20 protein-coding genes are annotated in these 25197 nt (G+C 58.4%); 9 read left to right on the top strand and 11 right to left on the bottom strand.

Features of this window, described 5'->3' with window-relative positions; all coding sequences use genetic code 11:
* The first annotated feature begins 418 nt into the window (after positions 1-418).
* Positions 419-631: a DUF1127 domain-containing protein gene (locus GLP52_RS01970; protein ID WP_093732517.1), complete on the top strand. Its 213-nt coding sequence runs from the start codon at positions 419-421 to the stop codon at positions 629-631.
* Between the two features lie 221 nt (positions 632-852).
* On the opposite strand, the gene GLP52_RS01965 is transcribed toward GLP52_RS01970, so the two are convergent.
* On the bottom strand, positions 853-3273 hold the full coding sequence (locus tag GLP52_RS01965) for an ATP-dependent helicase (protein ID WP_093732516.1): 2421 nt from the start codon (positions 3271-3273) through the stop codon (positions 853-855).
* A gap of 331 nt (positions 3274-3604) precedes the next feature.
* Between GLP52_RS01965 and GLP52_RS01960 the strand changes: the two genes are divergently transcribed.
* Both GLP52_RS01960 and GLP52_RS01955 read left to right on the top strand, forming a co-directional pair.
* On the top strand, positions 3605-7045 hold the full coding sequence (locus GLP52_RS01960) for a pyruvate carboxylase (protein WP_237271428.1): 3441 nt from the start codon (positions 3605-3607) through the stop codon (positions 7043-7045).
* A gap of 103 nt (positions 7046-7148) precedes the next feature.
* Positions 7149-7631: a DUF2244 domain-containing protein gene (locus GLP52_RS01955; protein WP_093732514.1), complete on the top strand. Its 483-nt coding sequence runs from the start codon at positions 7149-7151 to the stop codon at positions 7629-7631.
* Positions 7632-7634: 3 nt separating this feature from the next.
* Here GLP52_RS01955 and GLP52_RS01950 read toward each other — a convergent pair whose 3' ends face one another.
* Positions 7635-8093 (bottom strand): GatB/YqeY domain-containing protein, encoded by a 459-nt coding sequence (locus GLP52_RS01950; protein WP_093732513.1) that lies wholly within the window; start codon positions 8091-8093, stop codon positions 7635-7637.
* A gap of 199 nt (positions 8094-8292) precedes the next feature.
* On the opposite strand from GLP52_RS01950, the gene carA reads away from it, so the two are divergent.
* Entirely contained in the window at positions 8293-9453 is a 1161-nt protein-coding gene (gene carA, locus GLP52_RS01945; RefSeq protein ID WP_093732512.1) for a glutamine-hydrolyzing carbamoyl-phosphate synthase small subunit, read from the top strand.
* 97 nt (positions 9454-9550) lie between these two features.
* Entirely contained in the window at positions 9551-11464 is a 1914-nt protein-coding gene (locus tag GLP52_RS01940) for a glycosyltransferase family 2 protein (protein ID WP_093732511.1), read from the top strand.
* Here the strand turns inward: GLP52_RS01940 and GLP52_RS01935 are convergent.
* Entirely contained in the window at positions 11461-12114 is a 654-nt protein-coding gene (locus GLP52_RS01935) for a GntR family transcriptional regulator (RefSeq protein ID WP_093732510.1), read from the bottom strand. The genes GLP52_RS01940 and GLP52_RS01935 overlap by 4 nt on opposite strands.
* Before the next feature lie 98 nt (positions 12115-12212).
* Here GLP52_RS01935 and GLP52_RS01930 point away from each other — a divergent pair, with 98 nt between their 5' ends.
* Complete coding sequence (locus GLP52_RS01930; protein ID WP_093732509.1) at positions 12213-12860, top strand: pyrimidine 5'-nucleotidase; 648 nt, start codon at positions 12213-12215, stop codon at positions 12858-12860.
* A gap of 3 nt (positions 12861-12863) precedes the next feature.
* Positions 12864-14066: a UbiH/UbiF family hydroxylase gene (locus GLP52_RS01925; RefSeq protein ID WP_237271427.1), complete on the top strand. Its 1203-nt coding sequence runs from the start codon at positions 12864-12866 to the stop codon at positions 14064-14066.
* An 18-nt stretch (positions 14067-14084) separates the two neighbouring features.
* On the opposite strand, the gene GLP52_RS01920 is transcribed toward GLP52_RS01925, so the two are convergent.
* From GLP52_RS01920 to GLP52_RS01910, 3 genes are read right to left on the bottom strand one after another with little or no spacing between them, the layout of a single operon-like run.
* Positions 14085-15212 (bottom strand): aminotransferase class V-fold PLP-dependent enzyme, encoded by a 1128-nt coding sequence (locus tag GLP52_RS01920; RefSeq protein ID WP_237271426.1) that lies wholly within the window; start codon positions 15210-15212, stop codon positions 14085-14087.
* A 49-nt stretch (positions 15213-15261) separates the two neighbouring features.
* On the bottom strand, positions 15262-15723 hold the full coding sequence (locus GLP52_RS01915; protein WP_093732507.1) for an Lrp/AsnC family transcriptional regulator: 462 nt from the start codon (positions 15721-15723) through the stop codon (positions 15262-15264).
* Positions 15720-16175: an Lrp/AsnC family transcriptional regulator gene (locus tag GLP52_RS01910; RefSeq protein ID WP_093732506.1), complete on the bottom strand. Its 456-nt coding sequence runs from the start codon at positions 16173-16175 to the stop codon at positions 15720-15722. The genes GLP52_RS01915 and GLP52_RS01910 overlap by 4 nt, the downstream gene beginning before the upstream one ends.
* 135 nt (positions 16176-16310) lie before the next feature.
* Between GLP52_RS01910 and ilvC the strand changes: the two genes are divergently transcribed.
* On the top strand, positions 16311-17333 hold the full coding sequence (ilvC, locus tag GLP52_RS01905) for a ketol-acid reductoisomerase (protein WP_093732505.1): 1023 nt from the start codon (positions 16311-16313) through the stop codon (positions 17331-17333).
* A 104-nt stretch (positions 17334-17437) separates the two neighbouring features.
* Positions 17438-18364 carry a DMT family transporter gene (locus GLP52_RS01900; protein ID WP_237273343.1) on the top strand — a complete coding sequence of 309 codons (927 nt, stop codon included), beginning with the start codon at positions 17438-17440 and terminating at the stop codon, positions 18362-18364.
* 119 nt (positions 18365-18483) lie between these two features.
* On the opposite strand, the gene glmM is transcribed toward GLP52_RS01900, so the two are convergent.
* The 5 genes from glmM to GLP52_RS01875 form a co-directional block, all read right to left on the bottom strand.
* A complete protein-coding gene (glmM, locus tag GLP52_RS01895; protein WP_237271424.1) occupies positions 18484-19830 on the bottom strand; it encodes a phosphoglucosamine mutase in 1347 nt (448 codons plus the stop codon).
* Entirely contained in the window at positions 19827-20843 is a 1017-nt protein-coding gene (folP, locus tag GLP52_RS01890; protein WP_237271423.1) for a dihydropteroate synthase, read from the bottom strand. The genes glmM and folP overlap by 4 nt, the downstream gene beginning before the upstream one ends.
* 3 nt (positions 20844-20846) lie before the next feature.
* Positions 20847-21770 (bottom strand): dihydroneopterin aldolase, encoded by a 924-nt coding sequence (locus GLP52_RS01885; protein WP_093732501.1) that lies wholly within the window; start codon positions 21768-21770, stop codon positions 20847-20849.
* A gap of 108 nt (positions 21771-21878) precedes the next feature.
* Positions 21879-22517 carry a cell wall hydrolase gene (locus GLP52_RS01880; RefSeq protein WP_138922938.1) on the bottom strand — a complete coding sequence of 213 codons (639 nt, stop codon included), beginning with the start codon at positions 22515-22517 and terminating at the stop codon, positions 21879-21881.
* A 128-nt stretch (positions 22518-22645) separates the two neighbouring features.
* Positions 22646-25168 carry a putative PEP-binding protein gene (locus tag GLP52_RS01875; RefSeq protein ID WP_237271422.1) on the bottom strand — a complete coding sequence of 841 codons (2523 nt, stop codon included), beginning with the start codon at positions 25166-25168 and terminating at the stop codon, positions 22646-22648.
* Between the last annotated feature and the right edge of the window lie 29 nt (positions 25169-25197).

Below are 25197 nucleotides of genomic sequence, written 5' to 3'. Positions count from 1 at the left end.
ATTTTCCGCCCAATAATTACGCATTCACCCCATGTTTTCGCTGCATAGCAGCATTGCACGATTAGATAATTGTGCAGGCGCAGCAAATAGGTCAAAAAGACTTCAGGAACGCAGATACTGCGCTCCAAGTTTAAGACCAAACCATCCATCCTCCTCCCGGATGTGTTTGTTTTCGGCGGCGATACCCTCCTCCTCCCTGGTATCGTCGCCATTTTTTTCACATCATCGCAATTCCGGATCCAAGCGTTTGCGCTGTGGTTATTTTTGTTCCCGTTCAGGACGTTACGTCACCTTCCCCTATGCACTTTCTGCATAGCAGCATTGCCGATCTGGCTGTTGTGCAGCTGCAGCATTTTCCTACATAACCAACACAAGACGAATGATAACGAACTCAGACGAAACAAGACGAGGTACTCCGATGGCCTACTTGAACACCACAACCGCACCGACCCTGGCAGACCGTTTTGCCGCGCTGATGTCCACATTTGAGACTCGCCGCAAACAACGCCGGGTATACCGCTCGACCTTCAACGAACTCAGCTCTCTGTCAAACCGCGAGCTGAACGACTTGGGCATGGGCCGCTCGCAAATTCGCGGCATCGCACTGGAAACAGCGCGCAACGCTGCTTAACTGATACCGGATCGGGCACACGCACCCTCCCTGTTGTGTGCCTGTAGAAAGCTTCGGGTCTCCTCCTCCTCCCTGAGACCGGCGGCTTTCACTAACGTCCCCTTCCCCCTTTCCTCCCGATTGGATTGGGGACGTAGATAAAGACGGCGGTGCTTTCCTCCCAAAGCACCGCCGTTCTTGCATTCAAACTTTGATATTTCATTAAGGCGTCAACGCTCCGTTCAAAACGGAACGTCGTCTGACGTGCTCAGGTAGCGCGAAACGACCTTTTTGACGCCCGCCTTGTCAAAGGCGATCTCAAGCTTATCCCCTTCGATTCCAATAACTTTACCATAGCCAAACTTTTGGTGGAAAACCCGTTCCTCCATGGCAAAGCTGCTAACGGCAGACATATCGATTGTCATATTGCGGACCTCGGCGGGTTGGCTGGTCCCACGCCCCTGGCTGCGCGTCTGCAACCTGCGCCATCCCGGCGAGTTATAAACATTCGCCTCGGCCGCCTTTTCGTGCAGATTCGATTTGGGCATCGCGGCACCATACCCGCCGCCATACAAACCAGGCGGTGTCAGCACATCAACGTGCACTTCGGGAAGTTCATCAATAAACCGCGACGGCATGGCGCTTTGCCACTGTCCGAACACGCGCCGATTGGCCGCGAATGAAATCGTGCACAGCTGCTCCGCCCGCGTGATCCCAACATAAGCAAGCCGGCGCTCTTCCTCCAAGCCTTTAAGGCCGGATTCATCCATAGACCGCTGCGACGGGAAAAGCCCATCTTCCCAACCGGGCAGAAAAACAGCCGGAAATTCCAGCCCTTTGGCCGCGTGCAACGTCATGATCGACACCTTTGCGCCACCATCGTCACTTTCATTGTCCATGATCAGGCTGACGTGTTCCAGAAAACCCTGTAGATTCTCGAACTGCTCCAGCGCCTTAACCAGCTCTTTCAGGTTCTCAAGCCGCCCGGGTGCCTCTGGCGTTTTGTCGTTCTGCCAAAAACCGGTATAGCCGCTTTCATCCAATATGATCTGCGCCAGTTCGATATGGCTTACTTCGGGCGGGCCATATTCATTGTGAAACTGCGGCGCGCCCTCGTCGATCACGCTATCATCTTCGACCACAACTTGCAGCCGAGGGCCCCTTGCCAGTTCAGACCACCGTTCAATACCATCAATAAGCAAGCGCAGCTGCGCCGCGCCGCGCCCACCGATGCCCCCATTCGCCAACAGAATGCGTGCTCCTTCAACGAGGTTAACACCATTCTCCCGCGCTGTTTTCTGAATATTCTGCTGCGCCTTGTCGCCCAAACCACGTTTCGGGGTATTAACGATTCTCTCGAACGCGAGATCGTCATCCGGTGATGTCACCACTCGGAAATAAGCCATTGCGTCGCGAATCTCTAACCGCTCATAGAACCGCGGGCCGCCAATCACGCGGTATGGTAGCCCAATGGTCAAAAAACGGTCTTCAAAAGCCCGCATCTGGTGTGAGGCCCGCACGAGAATTGCCATATCATCCAGCGTATAAGGGTCCAGCGCTCTGGTTCCACGTTGCAATGCTTCGATTTCATCACCGATCCAGCGCGCCTCTTCCTCACCATCCCAATGTCCGATCAAACGAACTTTTTCCCCCTCACGGGATTCCGTCCACAACGTCTTGCCCAAACGCCCCTCGTTTCCAGCAATCACGCCTGATGCAGCGGCGAGAATATGCGGTGTTGAACGATAATTCTGCTCAAGCCGGACGACATGCGCCCCGGGAAAATCCTTTTCGAACCGTAGGATGTTACCCACTTCGGCCCCACGCCAGCCATAGATCGACTGGTCGTCATCCCCAACGCAGCAGATATTCTTGTGGTCGGATGCAAGCAGGCGAAGCCACATATACTGGGCGACGTTGGTATCCTGATATTCGTCCACCAATATGAATTTGAACCAGCGCTGGTATTGCCCCAACACATCTTCGTGCTGCTGAAAAATGGTGACCATATGCAATAGCAAATCACCAAAATCACAGGCATTCAGGTCCTTCAATCGTGCCTGATACTGCGCATACAGCTCTGAGCCGCGGTGGTTGTAAGCCCCCGCATCGGCCGCAGAAATCTTGTCAGGTGTCAGAGCCCGGTTTTTCCAACCATCAATCACCCCCGCAAGTAGCCGCGCGGGCCAACGCTTGTCATCAATGCCTTCCGCCTTGATCAACTGCTTGAGCAAGCGCAGCTGGTCATCCGTATCCAGAATGGTAAAATTCGATTTAAGCCCCACCAATTCAGCATGACGACGCAACAGCTTAACGCAGATCGCGTGAAAAGTGCCGAGCCAAGGCATCCCTTCGATACTTTGCCCCAGCATATGTCCGACGCGGTTTTTCATCTCTCGCGCGGCCTTGTTGGTAAAGGTCACGGCAAGAATTTCATTCGGCCTGGCACGTCCGGTATTCATCAGATGCACGATCCGCGCTGTTAACGCCTTGGTCTTGCCCGTCCCCGCACCGGCCAGCATCAAGACGGGGCCGTCCATCTGCTCTACCGCGGCGCGCTGCGCAGGGTTTAACCCGTCTAGATAGGGTTGCGGACGCGCAGCCATAGCGCGCGATGATAAGGAAGCGCCCTCAAAGGCGGCCATTTCGTCGAAATCATTCATGCCGCCAATCTATCGTGCAAAACCGCTAAATAAAAGACGCGTTCGCAAAATGTTCTTGGTGCAATTCTAACAAATTCTTCGCTGAATGCGTTCTAGGGCGAAGATGTGATCTGTATCTTACCTGTCCGCTCCTCCTTCTATCGGTTGCCGCGTTTGGACCTCCCCCTTCGTACCAGCCAACATCTTTCCAAAGGGTAAAAAATCCAAGCAAATCAAAAAAACTTCTGCTTGCACGTAACGTCATTCAGACGCAACAATGCCGCAGCGCAGCGTTACAGATCACGCTACATGCTTGAAAACGAAGATTTCTTGCCAGCAGGAAGGCCTATATATGACCGAATTTAAGAAAATTCTAATCGCGAACCGCGGCGAAATCGCCATTCGAATTATGCGTGCGGCCAACGAGATGGGAAAAAAGACGGTCGCGGTGTTCGCCGAGGAAGATAAGCTGGGGCTGCACCGATTTAAAGCGGACGAAGCCTACCGGATCGGAGCCGGATTAGGGCCCGTTGCCGCTTATCTTAGCATTGATGAAATTATTCGTGTCGCAAAAGCCTCTGGGGCGGATGCGATTCATCCCGGCTATGGGCTCTTGTCAGAAAATCCCGATTTTGTAGATGCTTGCGCGCAAAATGGCATTACCTTCATCGGTCCTCGGGCTGAAACGATGCGCGCTTTGGGTGACAAGGCCAGTGCGCGCCGTGTCGCCATGGAAGCCGGTGTGCCGGTCGTGCCCGCGACGGATGTATTGGGCGACGACATGGAGCTCGTGCGGAAACAGGCTGCAGAAGTTGGCTATCCGCTCATGCTCAAGGCATCTTGGGGGGGGGGTGGACGCGGGATGCGCCCCATCGACAACGAAAGCGAGCTTAAAGAAAAAGTTTTAGAAGGGCGGCGCGAGGCCGAAGCTGCCTTTGGAAACGGCGAAGGATATCTGGAAAAGATGATCCTCAAGGCGCGCCACGTCGAAGTGCAGATTCTTGGCGACAGCCACGGCGAAATCTACCATCTATTTGAACGAGATTGTTCGGTTCAGCGCCGCAACCAAAAGGTTGTAGAACGCGCACCCGCCCCCTACCTCAGCGACGAACAACGTGCCGAGATTTGCGAATTGGGCCGAAAAATCTGCGCTCATGTGAACTATGAATGTGCGGGCACCGTCGAATTCCTCATGGATATGGACGACGGTAAGTTCTATTTTATCGAGGTAAATCCGAGGGTTCAGGTTGAACACACCGTGACCGAGGAAGTCACCGGCATCGACATCGTACAAGCCCAGATCCTGATCGCCGAGGGCAAGACCATCGCCGAGGCGACAGGGAAGGCGACCCAGGCGGATGTCCAGCTGAACGGCCATGCCCTACAGACACGGATCACCACGGAAGACCCGCAAAATAATTTTATCCCTGATTATGGTCGCATCACCGCCTTTCGCGAGGCGACCGGTATGGGCATCCGCCTTGATGGCGGCACGGCCTACTCCGGCGGCGTTATCACGCGGTATTACGACAGCCTGTTGGTCAAAGTCACCGCCAAAGCGCAAACGCCAGAGCAGGCGATCGCCCGCATGGACCGCGCCCTACGCGAATTCCGCATCAGGGGCGTGTCTACGAATATTGCATTTGTCGAAAACCTGCTGAAACATCCGACCTTCCTCGACAACAGCTACCACACTAAATTTATCGACCAAACGCCAGAGCTGTTCACGTTTGAAAAGAGACGCGACCGGGCGACAAAAGTGTTGACCTATATCGCCGACATCACGGTGAACGGGCACCCCGAGACAGAAGGGTTCGAGCGCCCCGCTGCAGCAGTGCGCGCGCCACAACCCCCTGCTGCCCGCGCCGAACCCATGATGGGCACACGCAATTTGCTCGAGCAGAAGGGCCCTCAGGCTGTCGCCGACTGGATGGAACAACAGCGGCAGTTGCTTATCACCGATACCACCATGCGCGACGGCCACCAGTCTTTGCTCGCCACGCGGATGCGCAGCCATGATATGATCAAGGTTGCCCCGGCCTATGCTGCTAATCTTCCACGACTTTTTTCTATGGAATGTTGGGGTGGTGCCACCTTTGACGTGGCCTACCGGTTTTTGCAGGAATGTCCGTGGCAACGCCTGCGCGACCTGCGCGCGGCCTTGCCCAACGTGATGACCCAGATGCTGCTGCGGGGATCGAATGGCGTTGGTTACACCAACTACCCCGACAATGTGGTACAGGAATTTGTCCGCGTTGCCGCGACCGAAGGCGTAGATGTATTTCGCGTTTTTGATAGCCTGAACTGGGTTGAGAATATGCGTGTCGCGATGGACTCGGTGATCGAGAACAACAAGATTTGTGAGGGTACGGTCTGTTATACTGGTGATATTTTCGACCCGGACCGCGCCAAATACGACTTAAAATACTATGTCGCCATGGGCAAAGAACTGAAGGCGGCCGGCGCACATATTTTAGGTCTCAAAGACATGGCCGGTGTGCTTAAACCAAATGCCGCCAGAGCGTTGATTAAAGCGCTGAAATCCGAGGTCGGACTGCCGATACACTTCCATACCCATGACACCGCAGGCACGGCCATCGCGACCATCATGGCGGCGTCAGAAGCGGGTGTCGATGCAGTAGATTGCGCGATGGATGCGCTATCGGGGAACACCTCTCAGGCGACACTCGGGTCGGTTGTCGAGGCGCTGAAGCACACAGATCGCGACACAGGTTTGTCGATGGACGCGGTGCGCGAAATCTCGAACTATTGGGAAGATGTACGCAAGGAATATGCAGCCTTTGAGACAGGCATGCAGGCCCCCTCCTCCGAGGTATATTTGCACGAGATGCCCGGTGGTCAGTTCACCAACCTCAAGGCGCAAGCCGCGTCAATGGGGCTGGACGACAGGTGGCCCGAGGTTGCCAAAACCTATGCCGAAGTGAACCAGATGTTTGGCGATATTGTCAAAGTCACCCCGTCTTCCAAAGTTGTGGGCGATATGGCGTTGATGATGGTATCCCAAGGGTTAACCCGCATGCAGGTCGAAGACCCCAAGGCGGAAATGTCCTTTCCGGACAGTGTGATCGATATGATGCGCGGCAATTTGGGCCAACCCCCCGGCGGGTTCCCAGCCGCGATTGCCGACAAGATTCTAAAGGGCGAAAAACCTAATACAGCACGTCCCGGTGCCCATCTGCCCCCCACGGACCTAGAGGCAACGCGCAAGGAGCTGCGCGACCTGCTAGAAGGGGCTCAGGTCGAAGACGACGACCTGTCGGGGTACCTCATGTATCCGAAGGTTTTTCTGGATTACATGGGGCGTCACCGAACATATGGTCCCGTCCGTGTGCTGCCGACGCGCACCTTCTTCTACGGGATGGAGCCCGGCGAAGAAATCACCGCGGAGATCGACCCGGGCAAGACGCTTGAGATCCGCCTGCAAGCGCTGAGCGAGACCAATGAAGACGGCGACGTCAAAGTCTTTTTCGAGCTGAACGGTCAGCCGCGCGTGGTGCGTGTGCCCAACCGCCTGGTCAAAGCGACGACGGCCCAGCGACCGAAGGCCGAGATCGGCAACGTCAATCACATCGGCGCACCAATGCCAGGGGTTGTGGCCTCTGTCGGGGCGACTGTGGGGCAAAAGGTCAAATCAGGTGACCTGCTGCTCACCATCGAAGCCATGAAGATGGAAACCGGGATTCATGCGGACCGTGATGCAGTGGTCAAAGCGGTGCATGTCACCCCAGGTGGCCAGATCGACGCCAAGGATCTGCTGGTCGAACTAGAATAACCGATTGAGGGGCCAAGCGTGTCTATGCTGTGTCGCTTGGCCCTGATTGTCCGCTATATGCCAAGCCAGATATTCCCAACCAGCGCCGCGGATGGACGTCCTAATGCCCTATGAATGGAGATCACCACCCAACGCCCCGACGCAGATTCTAACCCTGCGGCCGCATCAATCCCTGTCGGCAAAGGGCTTTGCCAGTTTTATCCTGACAACCTTTATCCTGATTCTGATCCCTGTACTGTCCCTCCTGGGGACGGTGTTGTTATGGGGATTGCTTCCTTTCATTCTGGCCGCCGTGGCAGGCATTTACTGGGCGCTACAGCGCAACCATAAGGCCAGAAAGATTGAAGAAGTGTTTACACTCGACCACCACACCGCCCATTTATCGCATCACACAGCCGGAGGGGACGTCAAGGAGTGGCAATGTAATCGCCATTGGGCCGTCGTCACTAAATATGAAAAAGACGGCCCCGTACCCCATTATGTGACCCTGCGCGGGATGGGACGTGAGGTCGAAATAGGCGCATTCCTGAGCGAGGAAGAACGGATCACCCTTTACGACGAGCTGAACCGTTCATTGCTCCGTTGAGCGTTAGCTCAGACGCTCTTTAACTTTGGGCCCAACCGCGCCAAAATCCATTTGTCCCGTGTACTTCCCCTTGAGCAAGCCGATCACCTTGCCCATGTCACGGATCGAGGTCGCGCCCACTTCGGCGATCGCGTCATCCACCGCTTTAGTGCTTTCTTCTTCGGTCAGTTGGCGCGGCAAGAACTCTTCGATTACGCCGATCTCTTCGCGCTCGCGGTCGGCTAGGTCAAGCCGGCCACCCTCTTCATAGGCGCGTACCGATTCCATACGTTGTTTCGCCATTTTGCCTAAAATCGCGAGCACTTCTGCGTCGCCAACACCAGTATCGCCTTCATCAGCGCGCGCCGCGATGTCTTTGTCCTTGATCGCCGCGTTGATCAGCCGCAAGGTCGAAAGGCGCTTGGCCGCCTTGTCCTTCATTGCCTGTTTTAGTGCTTCCGAGATGCGAGTCCGCAGTACCATTACCATCGTCCTTTTGACCCTAAGGGGAATTAAGCCGTGCAACATAGACATATTGCGCCGCGCAGGCAATGCCACACAGGACCGCTAAGTCATTGTTAAATATGCATATTTCATTTTAGACACCCTATTGACCCCGGCAGCACGCCGCCTTAGGTTGCCACCGTTTAACTCCATATACCTGCCGCTGGAGGCCCCCCACATGACCGCGACCACATCACCTCGTCCGACTGCCTGCCTGGCGCTAGCGGACGGATCGCTTTTCTACGGCATGGGCTTTGGCGCAACGGGCGAAACCGTGGCCGAGCTTTGCTTTAATACAGCAATGACCGGCTATCAGGAAATCATGACCGACCCGTCTTATGCGGGGCAAATCGTGACGTTCACCTTCCCCCATATCGGCAACACTGGCACCACCCCCGAAGACGACGAAACCGGCGATCCGGTAGCGGCGGGTATGGTCGTAAAGTGGATGCCTACGGACCCAAGCAGCTGGCGCTCCGTACAGCCGCTGTCCGACTGGTTGGCGTCCCGCGGGCGTATCGCCATCGGTGGCATTGATACACGTCGCCTGACTCGGGCAATCCGTCAGCAAGGCGCGCCCCATGCGGCACTGGCACACAACCCGGACGGCATCTTTGATGTCGAAGCTCTGGTCGCAGCTGCCCGCGCGTTCGCCGGTCTGGAAGGCATGGATCTGGCCAAGGACGTCAGCTGTAAGCAATCCTACCGCTGGAATGAAATGCGTTGGGCCTGGCCAGAGGGCTATACCGAGCAGGAGAATGCGCCACATAAAGTTGTTGCGATCGACTATGGTGCCAAACGCAACATCCTGCGTTGCCTCGCTTCGGCTGGCTGTGATGTCACGGTCCTGCCCGCATCTGCAACATATGAAGATGTAATGGCTCATAATCCCGATGGCGTTTTCCTGTCGAACGGCCCTGGCGACCCCGCTGCAACCGGCGTTTATGCCGTGCCGATGATCAAGGAAGTTCTTGAAAAAACGCAGCTTCCGGTTTTCGGCATCTGCCTTGGTCACCAGATGCTAGCGCTCGCGTTGGGCGGTCAGACGGTCAAGATGAGCCACGGCCATCACGGGGCGAACCACCCGGTCAAAGATATCGATACGGGGAAAGTTGAAATTACCTCGATGAACCACGGGTTCGCCGTTGATGCGCAAAGCTTGCCAAGCGGTATCGTGGAAACGCATCAATCGCTGTTTGACGGATCCAACTGCGGCATTCGGATGGAGGGGCGTCCGGTTTGGTCCGTCCAGCACCACCCCGAAGCCAGCCCCGGCCCGCAAGACAGTTTTTATCTATTCGAACGTTTCGCCACGGCCATGGCGGAACGGGCCAGCTAAGCTGCAAGGGCGCGGGCGCTTCCTTCACCCGCAATTAACGCCGCATTAAGGTAACTCTGCCACGGTCGAATTATTCCGAAAGGAAGGGATTCGACCGATGAGCAACCTTGGGCTAGAGCTGAAATCACCAAAACCCGCGCGTGTACGCGGGCGGTATCGGCCCTTGGGCCGGATATTGGTTGACGCCGGCCTGATCGATCAGGCCGCTTTGGTTCATGCCCTCGAAGCGCAGCAAACCCTTGATGCGCCCCTTGGGGATATACTCGTTGCCCAAGGCCTCGTCTCGCGCAGCGAGGTGACCAAGGCGCTGGTACTCCAACATCAGATCCAGCAGGTTGATCTTGACACCGACCCGCCCAAAGCAACCCTCGCGCGCCATCTAACAGCCGAAGAATGTCTACGGCACAAGATCGTGCCGTGGCGATGCTTGGGTAAAACTCTCTTTTTAGCAACAAGCAGGCCAGATCGGCTGAGCGAGATCGAAGGGGAAGCCTTCGGTGATGTCGACCTTGATATTGTCCCCGTGCTTGCAGAACCCGCCCAGATTGATCGACGGATCACAGCACTTTATGGACCTGTTTTAGCGAGGCGCGCTGCGACTCGTGTCCCTGCGGATCAAAGCTGCCGTACTTGGCGCATTGCCGGTCCAGGGCGACGTCTTTGGGCCTGCACTGTAGGCGGTGCCGCAGCCCTCCTGTTTATAGCGCTACCGGCATGGACGTTCACCGCATTTGTCGCCTTGGCGTTGTGTTGCAGCGCCATGATCATGACCCTGCGGCTGTCATCTTTCGTTGCACGGTGCTTATGGGGGAACACCCCACATGCGTCGGATCCCGCCCCGCCGCCAGTGCCTGCAAGACGCCCCAAAGTATCCGTTCTTGTGCCCCTTCTGCACGAAGAGGAAATTGCGGGCGCTTTGATTGCGCGGCTTGGTCAACTGACCTACCCCAAGGCATTGCTTCAAGTCGTTTTGGTGTTGGAAGAAGGCGATCAGATGACCCGTGATACGATTGCGCGCACCAGGCTGCCTTTTTGGTTCGATGTGATCGAAGTCCCTCAAGCAGGAAAGCTGCGCACCAAGCCGCGCGCACTGAACTATGCACTGGATTTTTGCAACGGCAGCATCATCGGCGTATGGGACGCCGAAGATGCGCCCGAAGTCGACCAGCTTGACCGCGTGGTACAACATTTTGAGCACGCCCCACCAAATGTCGCCTGCGTCCAAGGGGTACTGGACTATTACAACGCGCGGACCAATTGGATCTCGCGCTGTTTCGCGCTGGAATATGCTTCTTGGTGGCGCGTTATTCTTCCGGGCGTCGCGCATCTGGGGCTGATCATCCCGTTAGGCGGCACGACGCTTTTCTTCCGACGTCCTATCCTGGAAAAGCTATGTGGCTGGGATTCCCATAATGTCACCGAAGACGCCGACCTCGGGGTGCGGCTTGCGCGGCATGGGTACCGAACCGACCTGTTACCAACGGTCACCTACGAAGAAGCCAACTTTCGCGCATGGCCCTGGATCAAGCAACGGTCGCGCTGGCTGAAAGGCTTCTTGATCACATGGGTCGTACACAGCCGCGCGCCGCTCCAACTGATCCGAGACGTGGGGATCATCCGCTTCCTTGGCGTGCAAACGCTGTTCCTCGCGACATTTTGCCAGTTTATCTTCGCCCCATTTCTCTGGACCTTCTGCCTTCCGCTTTTCGGTGCATCACATCCTGTTGAAACCACCCTTGGGCCTGAAGCATTCTATAGCCTATTTGGGTTTTTCGTGTTTGCCGAAATTCTTAGTATTGCCATCGCAATGACGGCCGTATCCGGGTCTCAGCACCGGCACCTTATTCCGTGGGCAATAACGTTGCCGTTCTATTTTATTCTAGGGTCATTCGCGGCCTATAAGGCACTTTATGAATTCGTGGTCATGCCGTTCTATTGGGACAAAACCGAACATGGCGTCAGCCACAAATCCGACAATGGGATGCAAACCAGATCGGCTCGCCCCCCTTAACCCTCCTCCTTGCGTTGCGCGGCCTCTTGCTTCAGCCGCGTCATAAACGCGACCGAGATATGCGTCCGCAAGGCTTCGTCCGCACCGTCTTCGTCGCGCTGTTCAATCATCTGCACAATGCGATCATGTTCATCCTGTGCAATTGCGCCGCGTCCGTCCACCGCCAATGATGACGTCGCCATCAGGGCCATGGACCGATGCACCAGATCAAGTTGCTGCACGAGATATCGGTTGTGGGACGCCAGATGAATTTGTTTGTGAAACCGCCTGTTTGCCCGTGCCAGCGCGGCCGGGTTGTCGCGCAATGCATCGTCTTCCTCGACCATTTCACGCAGCACGCGGACTTCTTCAGTCGTTGCATGACGCGCTGCAAGCCGCGCGGCGAGCCCCTCCAGCTCTCCGCGCACAACGTAAAGCTCGGCCATCTGGTTGTGATCCAGCGATGCAACGATCAAACTGCGGCCGTCCCGCGCCAGCAAAGATTGCGTCTCAAGCCGTTGTAATGCTTCGCGAACCGGCGTTCGGGACACGCCAAACCGTTCGGCCAGTTCGCTTTCTACCAAGCGATCGCCGGGTCGATAGGTGCCCACATCAATCGCGTCCAAGATCATCGAATAGGCGTCAGTGGGTCCGGAGCGTGGCGTCGTCATGGGTTCTCTTTCAAAAGGCTCCGGCACCTTAGCCCCCGCGTCCAATTGCGCAACCCCGTGATCTTGCACAGTACCCTCAGGCGGCGTAGCAAGTCCTTATGAAAAATACCGATTTCTCTCACGTGAACACTTGGGTGTTCGACCTTGATAACACGCTCTATCCGCCGTCGGCGCGCCTGTTTGACCAAATCGAACAGCGCATGACCGACTGGGTAATGACCGCGCTGAACGTAGACCGACGGCGCGCGGATCATCTGCGCAAGCACTACTGGCACACCTATGGCACGACTTTGGCGGGGCTGATGCGCGAACACGACCTTGATCCTGGCCCGTATCTGCATGAGGTACACGAGATTACCTTTGACGCGCTGGTACCTGATCCGCTGCTTGCGGCGCGGATCGCCGCACTGCCGGGGCGTCGGATTATCTATACCAACGGGACAGCCCCCTACGCCGAGAAGGTCATTGCCGCACGGGGATTGTCGGGGTTGTTTGATGCTGTCTATGGCGTTGAGCACGCTCAATATTTACCCAAACCCGAACGCGCCGCCTATGATCTGATATTCGCCACCGATGCGTTGACCCCATCGTCCGCCTTCATGTTCGAAGACGACCCGCGCAACCTGATCGCCCCGCACGAAATGGGGATGGGCACGGTGCACGTCGCAGAAAGAGCAGAGCCCGCGCCGCATATTCACTTTCACACCGATGATCTTTCAGCTTTTCTTGCAAAAATTACGGACTAACTGATGACCATGACATGTGACATTTTGATTTCGGGCGGCGGCATTGCCGGTTTGACAGCGGCGGCAGCCTTCGGCAGCGCAGGGTTCAATGTGGTCTGCGTCGACCCGACGCCCCCAGTGACCGATGGCACGGCGCAGGGGGCCGATATGCGCTCTACTGCGATGTTGCAGCCAGCCCGCCGCGTGCTCGAGGCGGCAGGGATATGGGCGCATCTGTCGGATCATGCAGCACCCTTGCAGGTCATGCGCATTATTGACGCCGGCGGGGATGGCGACGCACCGCTGACCAGTCGCGCATTTGATGCTGCTGATATTTCGGATCAACCCTTTGGCTGGAATTTTCCGAACTGGCTGCTGCGGCGTGCTTTGTTAGAGCGTTTAACCGCCCTACCGAATGTCGATTTTCGCCCCGGAACAGCGACGACGTCATTATTCACGCGCACCACCGGGGCACGCGTAGGGCTCGACGATGGCACTAAGATATCGGCCAAACTGGTGGTTGCCGCTGATGGGCGCGACAGTCCGATGCGAGACGCAGCCGGCATAGAGGTAACCCGCCAAAGCTATGGTCAAAAGGCGCTCGCCTTTGCAGTCACACACCCGACCCCTCATGAAAACGTATCAACCGAAGTGCACCGCAGCGGCGGGCCCTTCACCCTCGTGCCCCTGCCCGACCGCGACGGCCTGCCCTGCTCTGCGGTGGTGTGGATGGATGACGGCGCGGCATCGCTCGCCCGGATGGCGCTAGACGCCGATGCCTTCTCCCTCGCCGCAACAGAGCGCAGCGCGCAGGTGCTTGGCCCGCTTACATTAGCATCACAGCGCGCTATCTGGCCGATCATCAGACAACACGCGGCGCGGCTGTCGGGGGAACGCATTGCCCTGATCGCCGAAGCTGCACACGTCATGCCCCCCATCGGCGCACAGGGGTTGAACATGTCGCTACAAGACATCGCGACGCTGCTGGAGCTGTCCCAAAAATACCGCGACGATCTGGGAAGCCAGCCGATGCTGGACGCCTACCACAAGGCCCGTTTTGGCGATATCCAGCTGCGCCTGCGTGGCATTGATCTGTTGAACCGCGCAAGTCAGGCGAAAACGCCCTTGGCCCGCGACGCTCGTGCCAAAGGGTTGAGCGCGCTTTATGCGCTGCCGCCTGTCCGGCGCATGTTGATGGAGATGGGGCTCGGTATGCGGCAAGAATAACCTGCCACATAGCTTTATTTACAGAACCTTATCAACCACAGCAGCCAAACGCGCGAGCGTCGCATCCACATCGTAAAGCTTGTCCAGTCCGAACAACCCCAGCCGGAACGTCTGAAAATTCTCTGGCTCGTCACACATCAGCGGCACGCCAGCAGCAATCTGCATCCCTTCGGCGGCAAAGGCCTTGCCATTTTGCACCGATGGATCCGAGGTATAGCTGACAACCACACCCGGCGCGGCAAACCCCTCCGCCGCGACAGAGACGACGCCCTTGTCGGCCAGCATCTTGCGAACAGAATCCCCCAGACGCCACTGTGCCTCCTTCAGCCGGTCGAAACCATAGGATTTGGTTTCCAGCATTGTATCGCGAAACAGGCGCAGCGCATCGGTCGGCATGGTGGCATGATAGGCATGGCCGCCGTCTTCATAGGCCCTCATGATGCTGTGCCACTTGCCCAGATCAATCGCAAAACTGTCAGACTTGGTCTCTGCCATTCGCGCAACCGCACGGTCCGACATCATAATCAGGCCGGCAGAGGGGGATGCGCTCCAGCCCTTTTGCGGTGCAGAAAGCAACACATCGACGCCAAGCGCCTTCATATCCACCCATGCGCAGCCCGACGCGATGCAATCGAGCACTACGAGCGCGCCAACGGCATGGGCCGCCTCTGCCATCTGCTTGATGTAGTCGTCCGGCAGGATAACACCGGCGCTGGTTTCAACATGCGGCGCAAATACCACCTGAGGTTTGTGGGTCTCAATGGCTTTTACCACGTCGTCGATGGGGCATGGCGCGAACGGCGACGGCGTGCTGTTGCCTTGCATCTGCGCTTTCATCACTGTCGCATTGCCGGTCAGATCGCCGCTTTCGATAATCTGGCTCCAGCGGTAGGAGAACCAGCCATTGCGCACGACCAGCACATCTGCACCCCGCGCAAACTGACGCGCGACGGCCTCCATCCCGTAGGTGCCGCCCCCGGGGATCACTGCCACGGCATCGGCGTTGTATACGTCCTTGAGCAGAGTGCTGATGTCACGCATGACCTCTTGAAACACGGCGCTCATATGGTTCAAGGACCGGTCGGTGAACACGACCGAAAACTCTTCAAGCCCTTCCGGGTCAACTGAATTTAGCAAAGCGGGCATGATATCCTCCTGATGGTTTCGCGCGAACATAGCTCCTCGTGGGGCAAAGTCACAGACCCAAAGGCCCGGTCAGTCGTTCCTCGCTGAGCAGCACGTTTGCCTCGACCGCACCCGCCCCCGGCAACGTCATAATCCTGCGTCGCAGAACCCGTTCAAAGTCTGCCAGATCACGCGCGACGACCCGCAAGCGATAGTCATAAAGCCCCAAGACGTGCTCCACGGTTTGCACCTCGGGAATGGCGCTGACCGCGCGTTCGAAATCCTCAAGGCTCACACGGCCTTTGGTGGCAAGCTTGACGCCAAGAAAGACGGTCACGCCAAACCCCAAGGCTTCGCGGTTCAATCTCAGCCGCTTGCCGCGCAGAATGCCTGCCTCCTCCAACCGTTTGATCCGCCGCCATGTGGCAGGCTGCGACAGGCCCAGATGGCGGCCCAAGGCCCCCGCACTTTGGGTCGCATCCCGTGCAAGCGATCGGATCAGCCGGTGGTCTACCTCATCCAGCGAAATCATAGCGGCAAAGCCTCGTCTGACTTGATCCGCGCCACATGCATAAGCGCCTCGATATCCGCGATATGCGGCAGGGTCAGAATACCCGCGCGGTAAATCTGCTGGTAATGCGCCATATCCCGCGCAATCACCGATAAGCGAACATCCACCCGTCCCAGAAAGGTCTGGATCTCGATCACCTCGGGCAGCTTTCGCGCCTCGTCAAGAAAGCGGTCAAAGGCGTTGCCCTGCGTCTTGTCCAGCGTGATCCGCAAAGACACCTCGACAGTATATCCCAAGGCTGCCCAGTCCACGACAGCCGCCACCCCTTGCACGACACCTGCCTCCTGCATGCGCACGATACGGCGCGATACCTTGCCCGCCGTCAGCCCTGTCAGGTCCGCCAATTCCGCTGGTGTCAGCCCCGCATCCGCCTGCCAATGGCGTAGAATGCGACGATCCATGTCATCAAGCATGATTTTTCCATTTTTTAAACTTAACGCGCATTACCATCTTCATTTTGCCAAATAAACTCATAATCCGGCAATGGCATCTCGCGTCAGCTTCGATATGGTCACCTCAGATTTTAACGAACCCGAAAGGACGCCCCAATGCGCGTTTATTACGACCGTGACTGCGACGTAAACCTGATCAAGGACAAGAAAGTCGCCATCCTCGGCTATGGCTCCCAAGGCCACGCCCACGCGCTGAACCTGCGTGACTCCGGTGCGAAAAACCTCGTCGTAGCTCTGCGCGAAGGGTCCGCGTCGAAAGCCAAAGCCGAAGGCGAAGGCCTGAAAGTTATGGAGATTGCCGAAGCCGCAGCCTGGGCTGACGTCATCATGTTCACCATGCCCGACGAATTGCAGGCCGAAACCTACAAGAAATACGTTCACGACAACATCCGCGAAGGCGCCGCCATCGCATTCGCCCACGGCCTGAACGTTCACTTCGGCCTGATCGAGCCCAAAGAAGGCATCGACGTCATCATGATGGCCCCTAAAGGCCCCGGTCACACCGTGCGCGGTGAATACACCAAAGGCGGCGGCGTGCCTTGCCTCGTGGCGGTAGACACGGATGCCACCGGCAAAGCGCTGGAAATCGGCCTGTCCTACTGCTCTGCCATCGGTGGCGGTCGGTCCGGCATCATCGAAACCAACTTCCGCGAAGAATGCGAAACCGACCTGTTCGGCGAACAGGCTGTTCTGTGCGGCGGCATCGTTGAGCTGATCCGCATGGGCTTTGAAACACTGGTCGAAGCCGGCTACGAGCCCGAAATGGCGTATTTCGAATGCTTGCATGAAACCAAGCTGATCGTGGACCTGATCTATGAAGGCGGCATCGCCAACATGGATTACTCGATCTCGAATACCGCGGAATACGGCCAATATGTCTCCGGCCCGCGCATCCTGCCCTACGACGAGACCAAAGCCCGCATGAAAGCCGTGCTGAGCGATATCCAGTCGGGCAAGTTCGTACGCGACTTTATGCTGGAGAACTCGGTTGGTCAGCCCACGCTGAAATCCTCGCGTCGCGCCAATGACGAGCACCAGATCGAAGTCGTCGGCGGCAAGCTGCGCGAAATGATGCCTTGGATCTCTGCTGGCAAAATGGTCGACAAATCCAAGAACTAATCGCTTCTTAAGCGACATGAAAAGGCCCGGTCTCGCACCGGGCCTTTTCTTCTGACGAGCCGACTGTCACAGATTGGGCGCTGTTCGTTGACCAAGGAAACTGCATGTCAGATGTGCCCACCATCACCAAATCCAGCTGGCTGCTGATCCTGCTTCTGGCTTTCATCTGGGGCGGCACATTTCTGGTGACGGAAATCGCGCTGACTGAAATGCCCCCGTTTTGGATCGCCGCCACCCGTGTGGGGCTCGCCGCCACTGTGATGATCCCGATCTGGGGCCTACGCGGGTTCCGCCTGTTTACCACGCCTCCGACCCGCGCAGACCTCGCCGCAGTGATCTTCATTGGGGCCGCCAGCTCTGCGGTGCCGTTCAGCTTGCTCGCTTGGGGACAGCAATACGTGACGTCGGGGTTTGCGGGGGTCACGATGGCCGCAACCGCCCTAATCATCCTTCCGTTGGCCCATTTCTTTGTCCCGGGTGAAGCAATGAGCCCGCGCAAGGCAATCGGGTTTTCATTAGGGTTTCTCGGCGTCGTCATCCTGATCGGTGCGCAGGCTTTTGAAAGCACAGGCACCGCGCTTGAAACCCAAGGGCGACTGGCCTGCTTGGCCGCGGCGGGATGCTACGCCACAAGCTCTATCATCATCCGCCGCCTGCCCGCGATCGACGCCATCGGGCTCGCCACGATCCTGCTGATCATCGCCACTTTCATTACCATCCCGATGGCCCTGACTATCGAGGGGCTGCCGCCCCGCCCGTCGCCCCCGATCCTCGCTGCGCTGGCGTTTCTGGGGCTCCTCCCCACCGCCGCTGCGAACTTCCTACGCGTCGTGGTCATACGCAGCGCGGGACCGGTCTTCATGTCACTGGTGAACTACCAAGTCCCTATCTGGTCCGTCTGCCTCGGCGCGCTTGTGCTGAACGAACCGCTGCCACCCTCGCTGCTTTATGCGATGGTTCTGATCCTTGCGGGCGTCGCACTCAGCCAATACGGAGCCTTCCGCCGCCTGCTGACGCGCGCGCGTCCCTGATTTCCAAATGGCCTAAAATCCTCGCCGAAGGCATCCCGCAGACGCCCACGATGTAACACCAGCAAAAGCAGAGCCCAGGCCGCCAAGCAGGTTTCCCCGCCAGCGGCCTCGCTCTCAACTCAAGGTGCGACAGCTGCCGTTACAGCATCCACGACGGAATCGACTGCCCGCTTCATCAGCCCTGCATCCTCATGCTCGGCCATGACACGAACCAGCGGCTCGGTGCCGGATTTGCGGATCAGCAAACGCCCCTGACCGGCCAGATCTGCCTCGGCCTGTGCGATGGCCCCTTGCACCTGAGCGTCTTCTAGCGGCACCTGACCGGCAGAAAACCTTACGTTTTTAAGGAGTTGCGGCACGGGTTCAAAGTTATTCAGCAACTCGGACGAGGTCTTTTCCGACCGGATCATCTCTGCCAGAAACTGCAGCCCTGCCATCAGCCCGTCGCCGGTGGTAGCGTGGTCAGTCATGACAATGTGTCCCGACTGTTCGCCGCCCAGATTGAACCCGCCTTCACGCATACGCTCGACGACATAGCGATCCCCGACCGAGGTCCGCTCGAGCCGCAGCCCCTTGCCTTGCAGAAAGTGTTCAAGGCCAAGGTTGCTCATCACGGTGGCGACCAAGGCATTATTGGCCAGCCGGTCTTCGGCCGCCCATCGGGACGCCATGAGAGCCATGAATTGATCCCCGTCACCGACCTTGCCAGTCTCGTCGATCAGGATCACGCGGTCCGCGTCACCGTCCAGACAAATGCCCACATGGGCACGGTGCTCCACCACCGCCGCTGCAGCGCGTTCGGGGTGGGTTGATCCACAATTCTCGTTGATGTTGAAGCCGTTCGGCGAGACGCCGATCTCGATCACCTCAGCCCCCAGTTCCCACAGGGTTTCGGGCGCGACGCGGTGCGCGGCCCCGTTCGCGCAGTCGATTACAACCTTTAAGCCGTCCAGACGCATCTGGCGTGGAAACGAGGATTTGACCCGCTCTACATACCGGAAACGTCCATCGTCGATCCGTTTAGCACGGCCGATTTTGCCGGCAGGGTTCATCTCTACGCCACCCGCGATCAGGGCTTCGATCTCTGCCTCTACTGCATCGCTCAGCTTGAACCCGTCGGGGCCGAAAAACTTGATACCATTATCCGTCGCCGGATTGTGACTGGCCGAAATCATGACCCCTAGATCGGCCCGCATGGACCGCGTCAGCAGCCCCACAGCCGGCGTCGGCACCGGCCCCAACAAAAGAACGTTCATCCCCGAGGATGTCAGCCCGGCCGTCAGCGCGTTTTCAAACATATAGCCCGACAGGCGTGTGTCCTTGCCGATAACAACGCGGCGCACCCCGTCGCGGCCTGCGCTGAAATAGCGCCCGACAGCGGCCCCGATTTTTAATGCGACCTCGGCTGTCATCGGGTAAACATTTGCCCGTCCGCGAATACCATCAGTTCCAAATAACTTTGTCATAAAATGCTCCCAAAATAGGCGGCATGCCACAAAGCAACCGCTTGGCGGGTGTCTTTGACGTCATGCACACGGATCATTTGCACACCCTGCCCTAATCCTGCAAGCGCCACGGCGATTGACCCCGGCGCGCGGTCCTGCGCTTGCGGCGCATTGCCGATCGTCCCGATGAACCGTTTGCGCGATACCCCCAACAAAATTGGCGTCCCCAAGGCGTGAAACAGGCTCAGCCGCGCCAAAAGCGCCAGATTGTGCTCTTGGGTTTTGCCAAATCCGATGCCAGGGTCTGCCAGAATAGCACTGCGGGGGATGCCCGACGCCTCCAGCACGGCGATCTGCCGTTCCAGCGCGTCGTAGACATCCAGCAGCACATTGTCATAGCGCGGGTCCAGATGCATCGTCGCTGGGTCGCCCTGGGCGTGCATGACACAGACCGGCAGCCCGAGCGTCTGGCAAAGGGGGCCAAGCGCGGGATCAAAGGTAAACCCCGATACATCATTCACGAGATTGGCACCGGCGCTAACCGCAGCTTCGGCCACAGCTGACTTGCGCGTGTCGATGGAGATCGGCGTGCGCAGCCCTGCGCCCCGCAACGCGGCGATAACGGGCGCTGTGCGCGTTATCTCTTCGGATACGAGCACGAAATCGGCACCGGGGCGCGTAGATTCGCCACCAATATCCAAAATATCAGCACCTGCTGTCACCATCGCCTGCCCTGCTCGGACCGCGTCAGGCACGGCAGCATGCTGGCCACCGTCAGAAAAGCTATCGGGTGTGGTGTTCAGAATACCCATGATACGAGGGCGGTCCAGCGACAGACTGGCGATCTCGGTACGGGCTGCGGTCAGCCGGGCCAAGACGCTTGCAGGAATGTTGGCCGCGGGCACGACGCGGGACGACGCGCTGCGGGACAGAACCTCTGCATGGGTGAACCAGCCCCACCCCCCCGCAAGCGGCACCGCAGCATCAGGCCGCGCAGGGCCAATCTGGACGAGAGGTCTGAAATAGTCGGTCATTGCTCACAACCTGTCTTGGTCCACAGCAACGGCGCGCAACGGCACCGACGCTTTGGCGGGCAAACTGGCCCCGATCACCAGCATCTCTGTCGCGTCAAAACTGGCGGCAAACCATGCAGCCAGTGCCACGGCATCGCGTGGCTGTACGGACGGGGTATCGACGCTGTCCAACACGATCTTTGACGGAGCCCACACACTGGTTTGCCCGTTCTTCATCGCCCAATCGAGCTCTGTCCGGGTGGCGACAACGACGCAGCGGTCATCCTTTGACGCCAGCACCCAAGCGTTTTGCTCAATCGCCAGCAAATCAATGCGGCGCTGCGCCATCTTATGTGCAAGCTGCGGCGCAGTGGCATCTGACGCCCCGACGCACAGGATCAGGGGGCGCCCCATCTGATGCAATTGATCCAGCCAGCCCGCCAAGAAGGGCGACGCGATAGCTTCGTTGCTTAGATAAACCAGTTCTGGATGCGGGACCTCTTGCGCGTCGGGCTGACTGCCAGGTGCATCATCCCGCGCACGCACGATTTCAACGCCCAAAGCACCAGGGCCACGGTCCAGCTTTTCAATACGGACAAAAACCCGCATCGCTTGTCGCTCCAGCAAGATACGATCCGCGACCCGTTCGGCCAAGGTTTCAAGCAGGTTCAGCCGTTCGTCTGAAAGCTCGTAGGCGATGGCCTCGGTCACGCGGTCATAGGACAGAATGCGATCCACGTCGTCATCTACAGGGCCGGTCAACGGCTGGACTTCTACGACGATATTAAAACAGATGCGTTGTGTGACACCGCGTTCGGCCTGAAAGGCCCCGATCTCGACCGCAACAATATGATCGCGCAGGGAAATCCGGTCTAGTGGTTCAGGCCCCGCCGTCGCTGCCGCTCGTTCGGATGGGTGCGCAAAGGCAAGCCGCGTGTCACTCGTCATAGGATCTGGCCTCTGCTTGTCTCACCTGCACACGATCCTAGACCGTTCGCCCGGATGTACCAAAGCCAGACACGGCTGACCAGCCATCAAAGGCGACAGAAACGGCGCTTAGTTGGACGCGGTCTGGACACCATCACGGTAGAACATATGCACGCCGATCTTGGTGGTGCGCGTAAACACGCGGGACCAACGGGGGCTCACGGCTGTGGTGTGATAGTAGGTGGCACCGCCCGTCAGCGAAGGTGCCTTGCCATCCAGAACGGCGCGGGCAACTTTTCCGACCTGCGTGTAGGCGCGCGGCTCGGCGATCACTTCGGCGTTGCCATCACAAGTGTAGGTAAACTGGCACTGGTATTTGCGGCCGGTCCCTTGGTTGATCACACTGCAAAGCGATCCGGGAAATTGCGAAGACTTCACGCGGTTCATGATGACTTCGGCCACAGCGAACTGACCTTTGACTGTCTCGCCACGTGCTTCGAAGTAAAGCGCTTCTGCCAGACAGCGCCATTGCTCCCCGCCGGACGCTTTGGGCTGCTCGGACAACCACGCGCGGGTGAATTCAACATCGCTGGCAGCGTTGGCGGATGCGATCATGCTTTCCAGACGTTCCGACCCGACAGACCTCAGCCCTTTGGCCTCGATGTCAGCCAGTGCTTTGGCCTGTTGCGGGCTAGCGGAGGCCACAGCAGGAGTAAGCAAAGACAGCGCCAACAGAGCGCAGGAGGAGATTTTCTGAAAAGAACGCATTGAGCGCCTCGCAAGTAGTTTCGGACAGCGCCGCGTACCCAAGATGGTCACGGGCGTAAACCCTGCTGAAACCGGTTGCGCGGGAACCCGCGGACAGACCCTATATATAGGCGAGTAGACGCCAAGAACTACTTTATCTTGTCTGCGATTGCCAATTGCGCCGCGGCGAGTCTGGCAACCGGAACACGAAAAGGTGAGCAAGAAACATAATCGAATCCCGCTGCGCGGCAAAAATCTATCGATTCGGGGTTGCCGCCGTGCTCTCCGCAGATCGATAGCGTAATCCCAGGTTGTGCTGCCCGCCCCCGCGCGGCCCCCAGCTGAAGCAGCTCTCCGACGCCGTCACGATCTAGCATGTGGAACGGATCTTCGGGGAAGACGCCCTGCTGAACGTAGGTCGACATGAACCGTCCCGCGTCATCGCGGCTAAGCCCGTAGGTCATTTGCGTCAGATCGTTCGTCCCGAAACTGAGGAACGAACAGTGGGGCGAAATCTCTCCGGCGCGCAGCGCGGCACGTGGCGTTTCGACCATCACCCCCAGCCGGTAGGTGAAGGTAGCGCCGCGTTCGGATTTCACCGCCATTGCGATCTTGTCGACGCTGGCCTTGATCAGCTCCACCTCGCGCTTGGCCGACACCAGCGGGATCATGATCTCGGGCACGACAGGTTCGCCGTCGCGACTGGCTTCGATCGTGGCCTCAAAGATCGCGCGGGCCTGCATCTCGTAGATTTCGGGCACGGTCACGCCAAGACGCACGCCGCGTAGGCCAAGCATCGGGTTGTATTCTGTCATCGCCTCGATCCGGCGGGTCACATCCGACAGCGGCAAATCCAAGGCTTCAGCCAGATCGCGTTGGCCGGTGCGGCTTGTGGGCAGGAATTCGTGCAAGGGCGGATCGAACAGACGGATGCACACCGGCTGCCCCTGCATGATGCGGAACAGCTGGATGAAATCCTCGCGTTGCATTGGCAAAAGGCGTTCCAGCACCGCACGACGGCCTTCGCTGGTGTCGGCAAAAATCATCTCGCGCATTACCGTAAGGCGGCTGGGGTCAAAGAACATATGCTCTGTCCGGCAAAGCCCGATCCCCTGCGCATCAAAGTTCCGTGCGGTCTGCGCGTCGGCGGGTGTGTCGGCATTGGCACGAATACCGATGTCCGCTGCGTCCTTGGCCCAGGACATGAGCTTTTGAAAGGTCGCGTCCAGCAGCGGCTCTAGCATGTCCGCGGCCCCACAAAGCACCTCGCCCGAGGTGCCATCGAGCGTAATTTCGTCACCCGCCTTGAACATCCGCCCGTCCGAGGCCGTGATCAACCCTTTGACCAGATCAAACCGCATAGAGGATGCGCCAACAACGCACGGCAGGCCCATGCCGCGCCCGATCACCGCCGCGTGGCTGGTGATGCCGCCGCGTTCGGTCAACACGGCTTGGGCCGCATGCATCCCGCGAATATCCTCGGGCGAGGTTTCGCGGCGCACCAGAATACATTTTTCGCCGCGTGCGGCGCTGGCTTGGGCGTCATTGGCGTTGAATACGATCTTGCCCGTGGCAGCGCCGGGGCTGGCAGCAATGCCGCGCCCGATCACGTCGCGTTTCACGCGGGGGTCAACCTGTCGGTGCAACAGCTCTGTCAGCGTGCGGGGCTGGACGCGCATCAGCGCCTCTTCGCGCGGGATAATCCCTTCGTCCGCCAGCGCCACGGCAATCCGCACCGCCGCCCGTGACGACCGCGATACGCGCACCCCGTCGAGGATAAAGAGCTCTCCGTCCGAGATGACGAATTCCACCTGCATTTCAGCGCGCAGCCGCACCCGCATCAGCGCGGCGTGCTGTTTGAGCATCTCGAACGCTTCGGGGGCGTGTTCCTCAAGCGATGGCCCGCGTGGATCACGCGTTAGATACAGCGCATCGGCCGTGTCCTGCAACGCGTCGCGCCCCTGCGACTGGCTCAGGTAGCGTCCGGTGATCTGTGGCAGGCCGGTGGTGCTGTCGACCAGCTGCAACACGCCCGACCCGCAGATGCCGGTGCCCACACCGAACACCATCTCTTGCACGATCAGACCAAGCCCCGCATCCGCTGGCGCGCCTTTGGCCTGTCGCAGCAGCCGCGCCGAGGTGCCTTCCCACGCCCGCGCCATCGAACTGAGCACGGCGGTCAGTTGCGTCACGCGGTCTTGGGGGAAGCTTTCTTCGGTCTCAAGCTCGTAGGCACGCAAGGATTGCAGCAGCGCCTCGCGCCCGTCCCCTTCGACGTCATCAAACATATCAGGGTCCAGCCGTGCCACATTGACGGCATAGGATTGCACGAAACGGGTATACAGAGCCGATGCGGGCCCCTCGCCCATGCGTTCGCAATAATAGGCATAACGCGCGTCGTTCATGCCGATGTTCATCACCGCCCCCGGCCCGCCCCAGTCGGGGTCCTGGCTAGAGGGGCGCACGCACAGCAACGCGTCTTGGGGGAATTCATCGGCGACCGCTTGCAGATCAGGGATCTGCCCCTGCGCGATATCAAGCACGGCACCAAAGGGCAGCGCCACGGTGCGCGGCACCGGCAGATCAAGACGGACTAGACGCTGCAAACATTTCGCCCGCCCACCGTGGGTATCATTCGCGATGGGGGCCGTTTGGGTCACAAGGGTTGTCATGGCGATATTCTGCACTGCGGCACCTTTTG

The sequence above is a fragment of the Sulfitobacter sp. M22 genome (genome assembly GCF_021736025.1).
Classification (GTDB): domain Bacteria; phylum Pseudomonadota; class Alphaproteobacteria; order Rhodobacterales; family Rhodobacteraceae; genus Sulfitobacter; species Sulfitobacter litoralis.
This window is presented reverse-complemented; position numbering and strand designations above follow the sequence as displayed.

What these genes read in the sequence shown, in the direction of transcription:
- folP (WP_237271423.1), bottom strand. Translation starts at nt 20,843, where the DNA reads ATGACCGACTATTTCAGACCTCTCGTCCAGATTGGCCCTGCGCGGCCT.
- ilvC (WP_093732505.1), top strand. Translation starts at nt 16,311, where the DNA reads ATGCGCGTTTATTACGACCGTGACTGCGACGTAAACCTGATCAAGGAC.
- GLP52_RS01960 (WP_237271428.1), top strand. Translation starts at nt 3,605, where the DNA reads ATGACCGAATTTAAGAAAATTCTAATCGCGAACCGCGGCGAAATCGCC.
- carA (WP_093732512.1), top strand. Translation starts at nt 8,293, where the DNA reads ATGACCGCGACCACATCACCTCGTCCGACTGCCTGCCTGGCGCTAGCG.
- GLP52_RS01875 (WP_237271422.1), bottom strand. Translation starts at nt 25,168, where the DNA reads ATGACAACCCTTGTGACCCAAACGGCCCCCATCGCGAATGATACCCAC.
- glmM (WP_237271424.1), bottom strand. Translation starts at nt 19,830, where the DNA reads ATGACAAAGTTATTTGGAACTGATGGTATTCGCGGACGGGCAAATGTT.
- GLP52_RS01970 (WP_093732517.1), top strand. Translation starts at nt 419, where the DNA reads ATGGCCTACTTGAACACCACAACCGCACCGACCCTGGCAGACCGTTTT.
- GLP52_RS01950 (WP_093732513.1), bottom strand. Translation starts at nt 8,093, where the DNA reads ATGGTACTGCGGACTCGCATCTCGGAAGCACTAAAACAGGCAATGAAG.
- GLP52_RS01925 (WP_237271427.1), top strand. Translation starts at nt 12,864, where the DNA reads ATGACCATGACATGTGACATTTTGATTTCGGGCGGCGGCATTGCCGGT.
- GLP52_RS01920 (WP_237271426.1), bottom strand. Translation starts at nt 15,212, where the DNA reads ATGCCCGCTTTGCTAAATTCAGTTGACCCGGAAGGGCTTGAAGAGTTT.
- GLP52_RS01955 (WP_093732514.1), top strand. Translation starts at nt 7,149, where the DNA reads ATGCCCTATGAATGGAGATCACCACCCAACGCCCCGACGCAGATTCTA.
- GLP52_RS01930 (WP_093732509.1), top strand. Translation starts at nt 12,213, where the DNA reads ATGAAAAATACCGATTTCTCTCACGTGAACACTTGGGTGTTCGACCTT.
- GLP52_RS01910 (WP_093732506.1), bottom strand. Translation starts at nt 16,175, where the DNA reads ATGCTTGATGACATGGATCGTCGCATTCTACGCCATTGGCAGGCGGAT.
- GLP52_RS01940 (WP_093732511.1), top strand. Translation starts at nt 9,551, where the DNA reads ATGAGCAACCTTGGGCTAGAGCTGAAATCACCAAAACCCGCGCGTGTA.
- GLP52_RS01900 (WP_237273343.1), top strand. Translation starts at nt 17,438, where the DNA reads ATGTCAGATGTGCCCACCATCACCAAATCCAGCTGGCTGCTGATCCTG.
- GLP52_RS01880 (WP_138922938.1), bottom strand. Translation starts at nt 22,517, where the DNA reads ATGCGTTCTTTTCAGAAAATCTCCTCCTGCGCTCTGTTGGCGCTGTCT.
- GLP52_RS01915 (WP_093732507.1), bottom strand. Translation starts at nt 15,723, where the DNA reads ATGATTTCGCTGGATGAGGTAGACCACCGGCTGATCCGATCGCTTGCA.
- GLP52_RS01935 (WP_093732510.1), bottom strand. Translation starts at nt 12,114, where the DNA reads ATGACGACGCCACGCTCCGGACCCACTGACGCCTATTCGATGATCTTG.
- GLP52_RS01965 (WP_093732516.1), bottom strand. Translation starts at nt 3,273, where the DNA reads ATGAATGATTTCGACGAAATGGCCGCCTTTGAGGGCGCTTCCTTATCA.
- GLP52_RS01885 (WP_093732501.1), bottom strand. Translation starts at nt 21,770, where the DNA reads ATGACGAGTGACACGCGGCTTGCCTTTGCGCACCCATCCGAACGAGCG.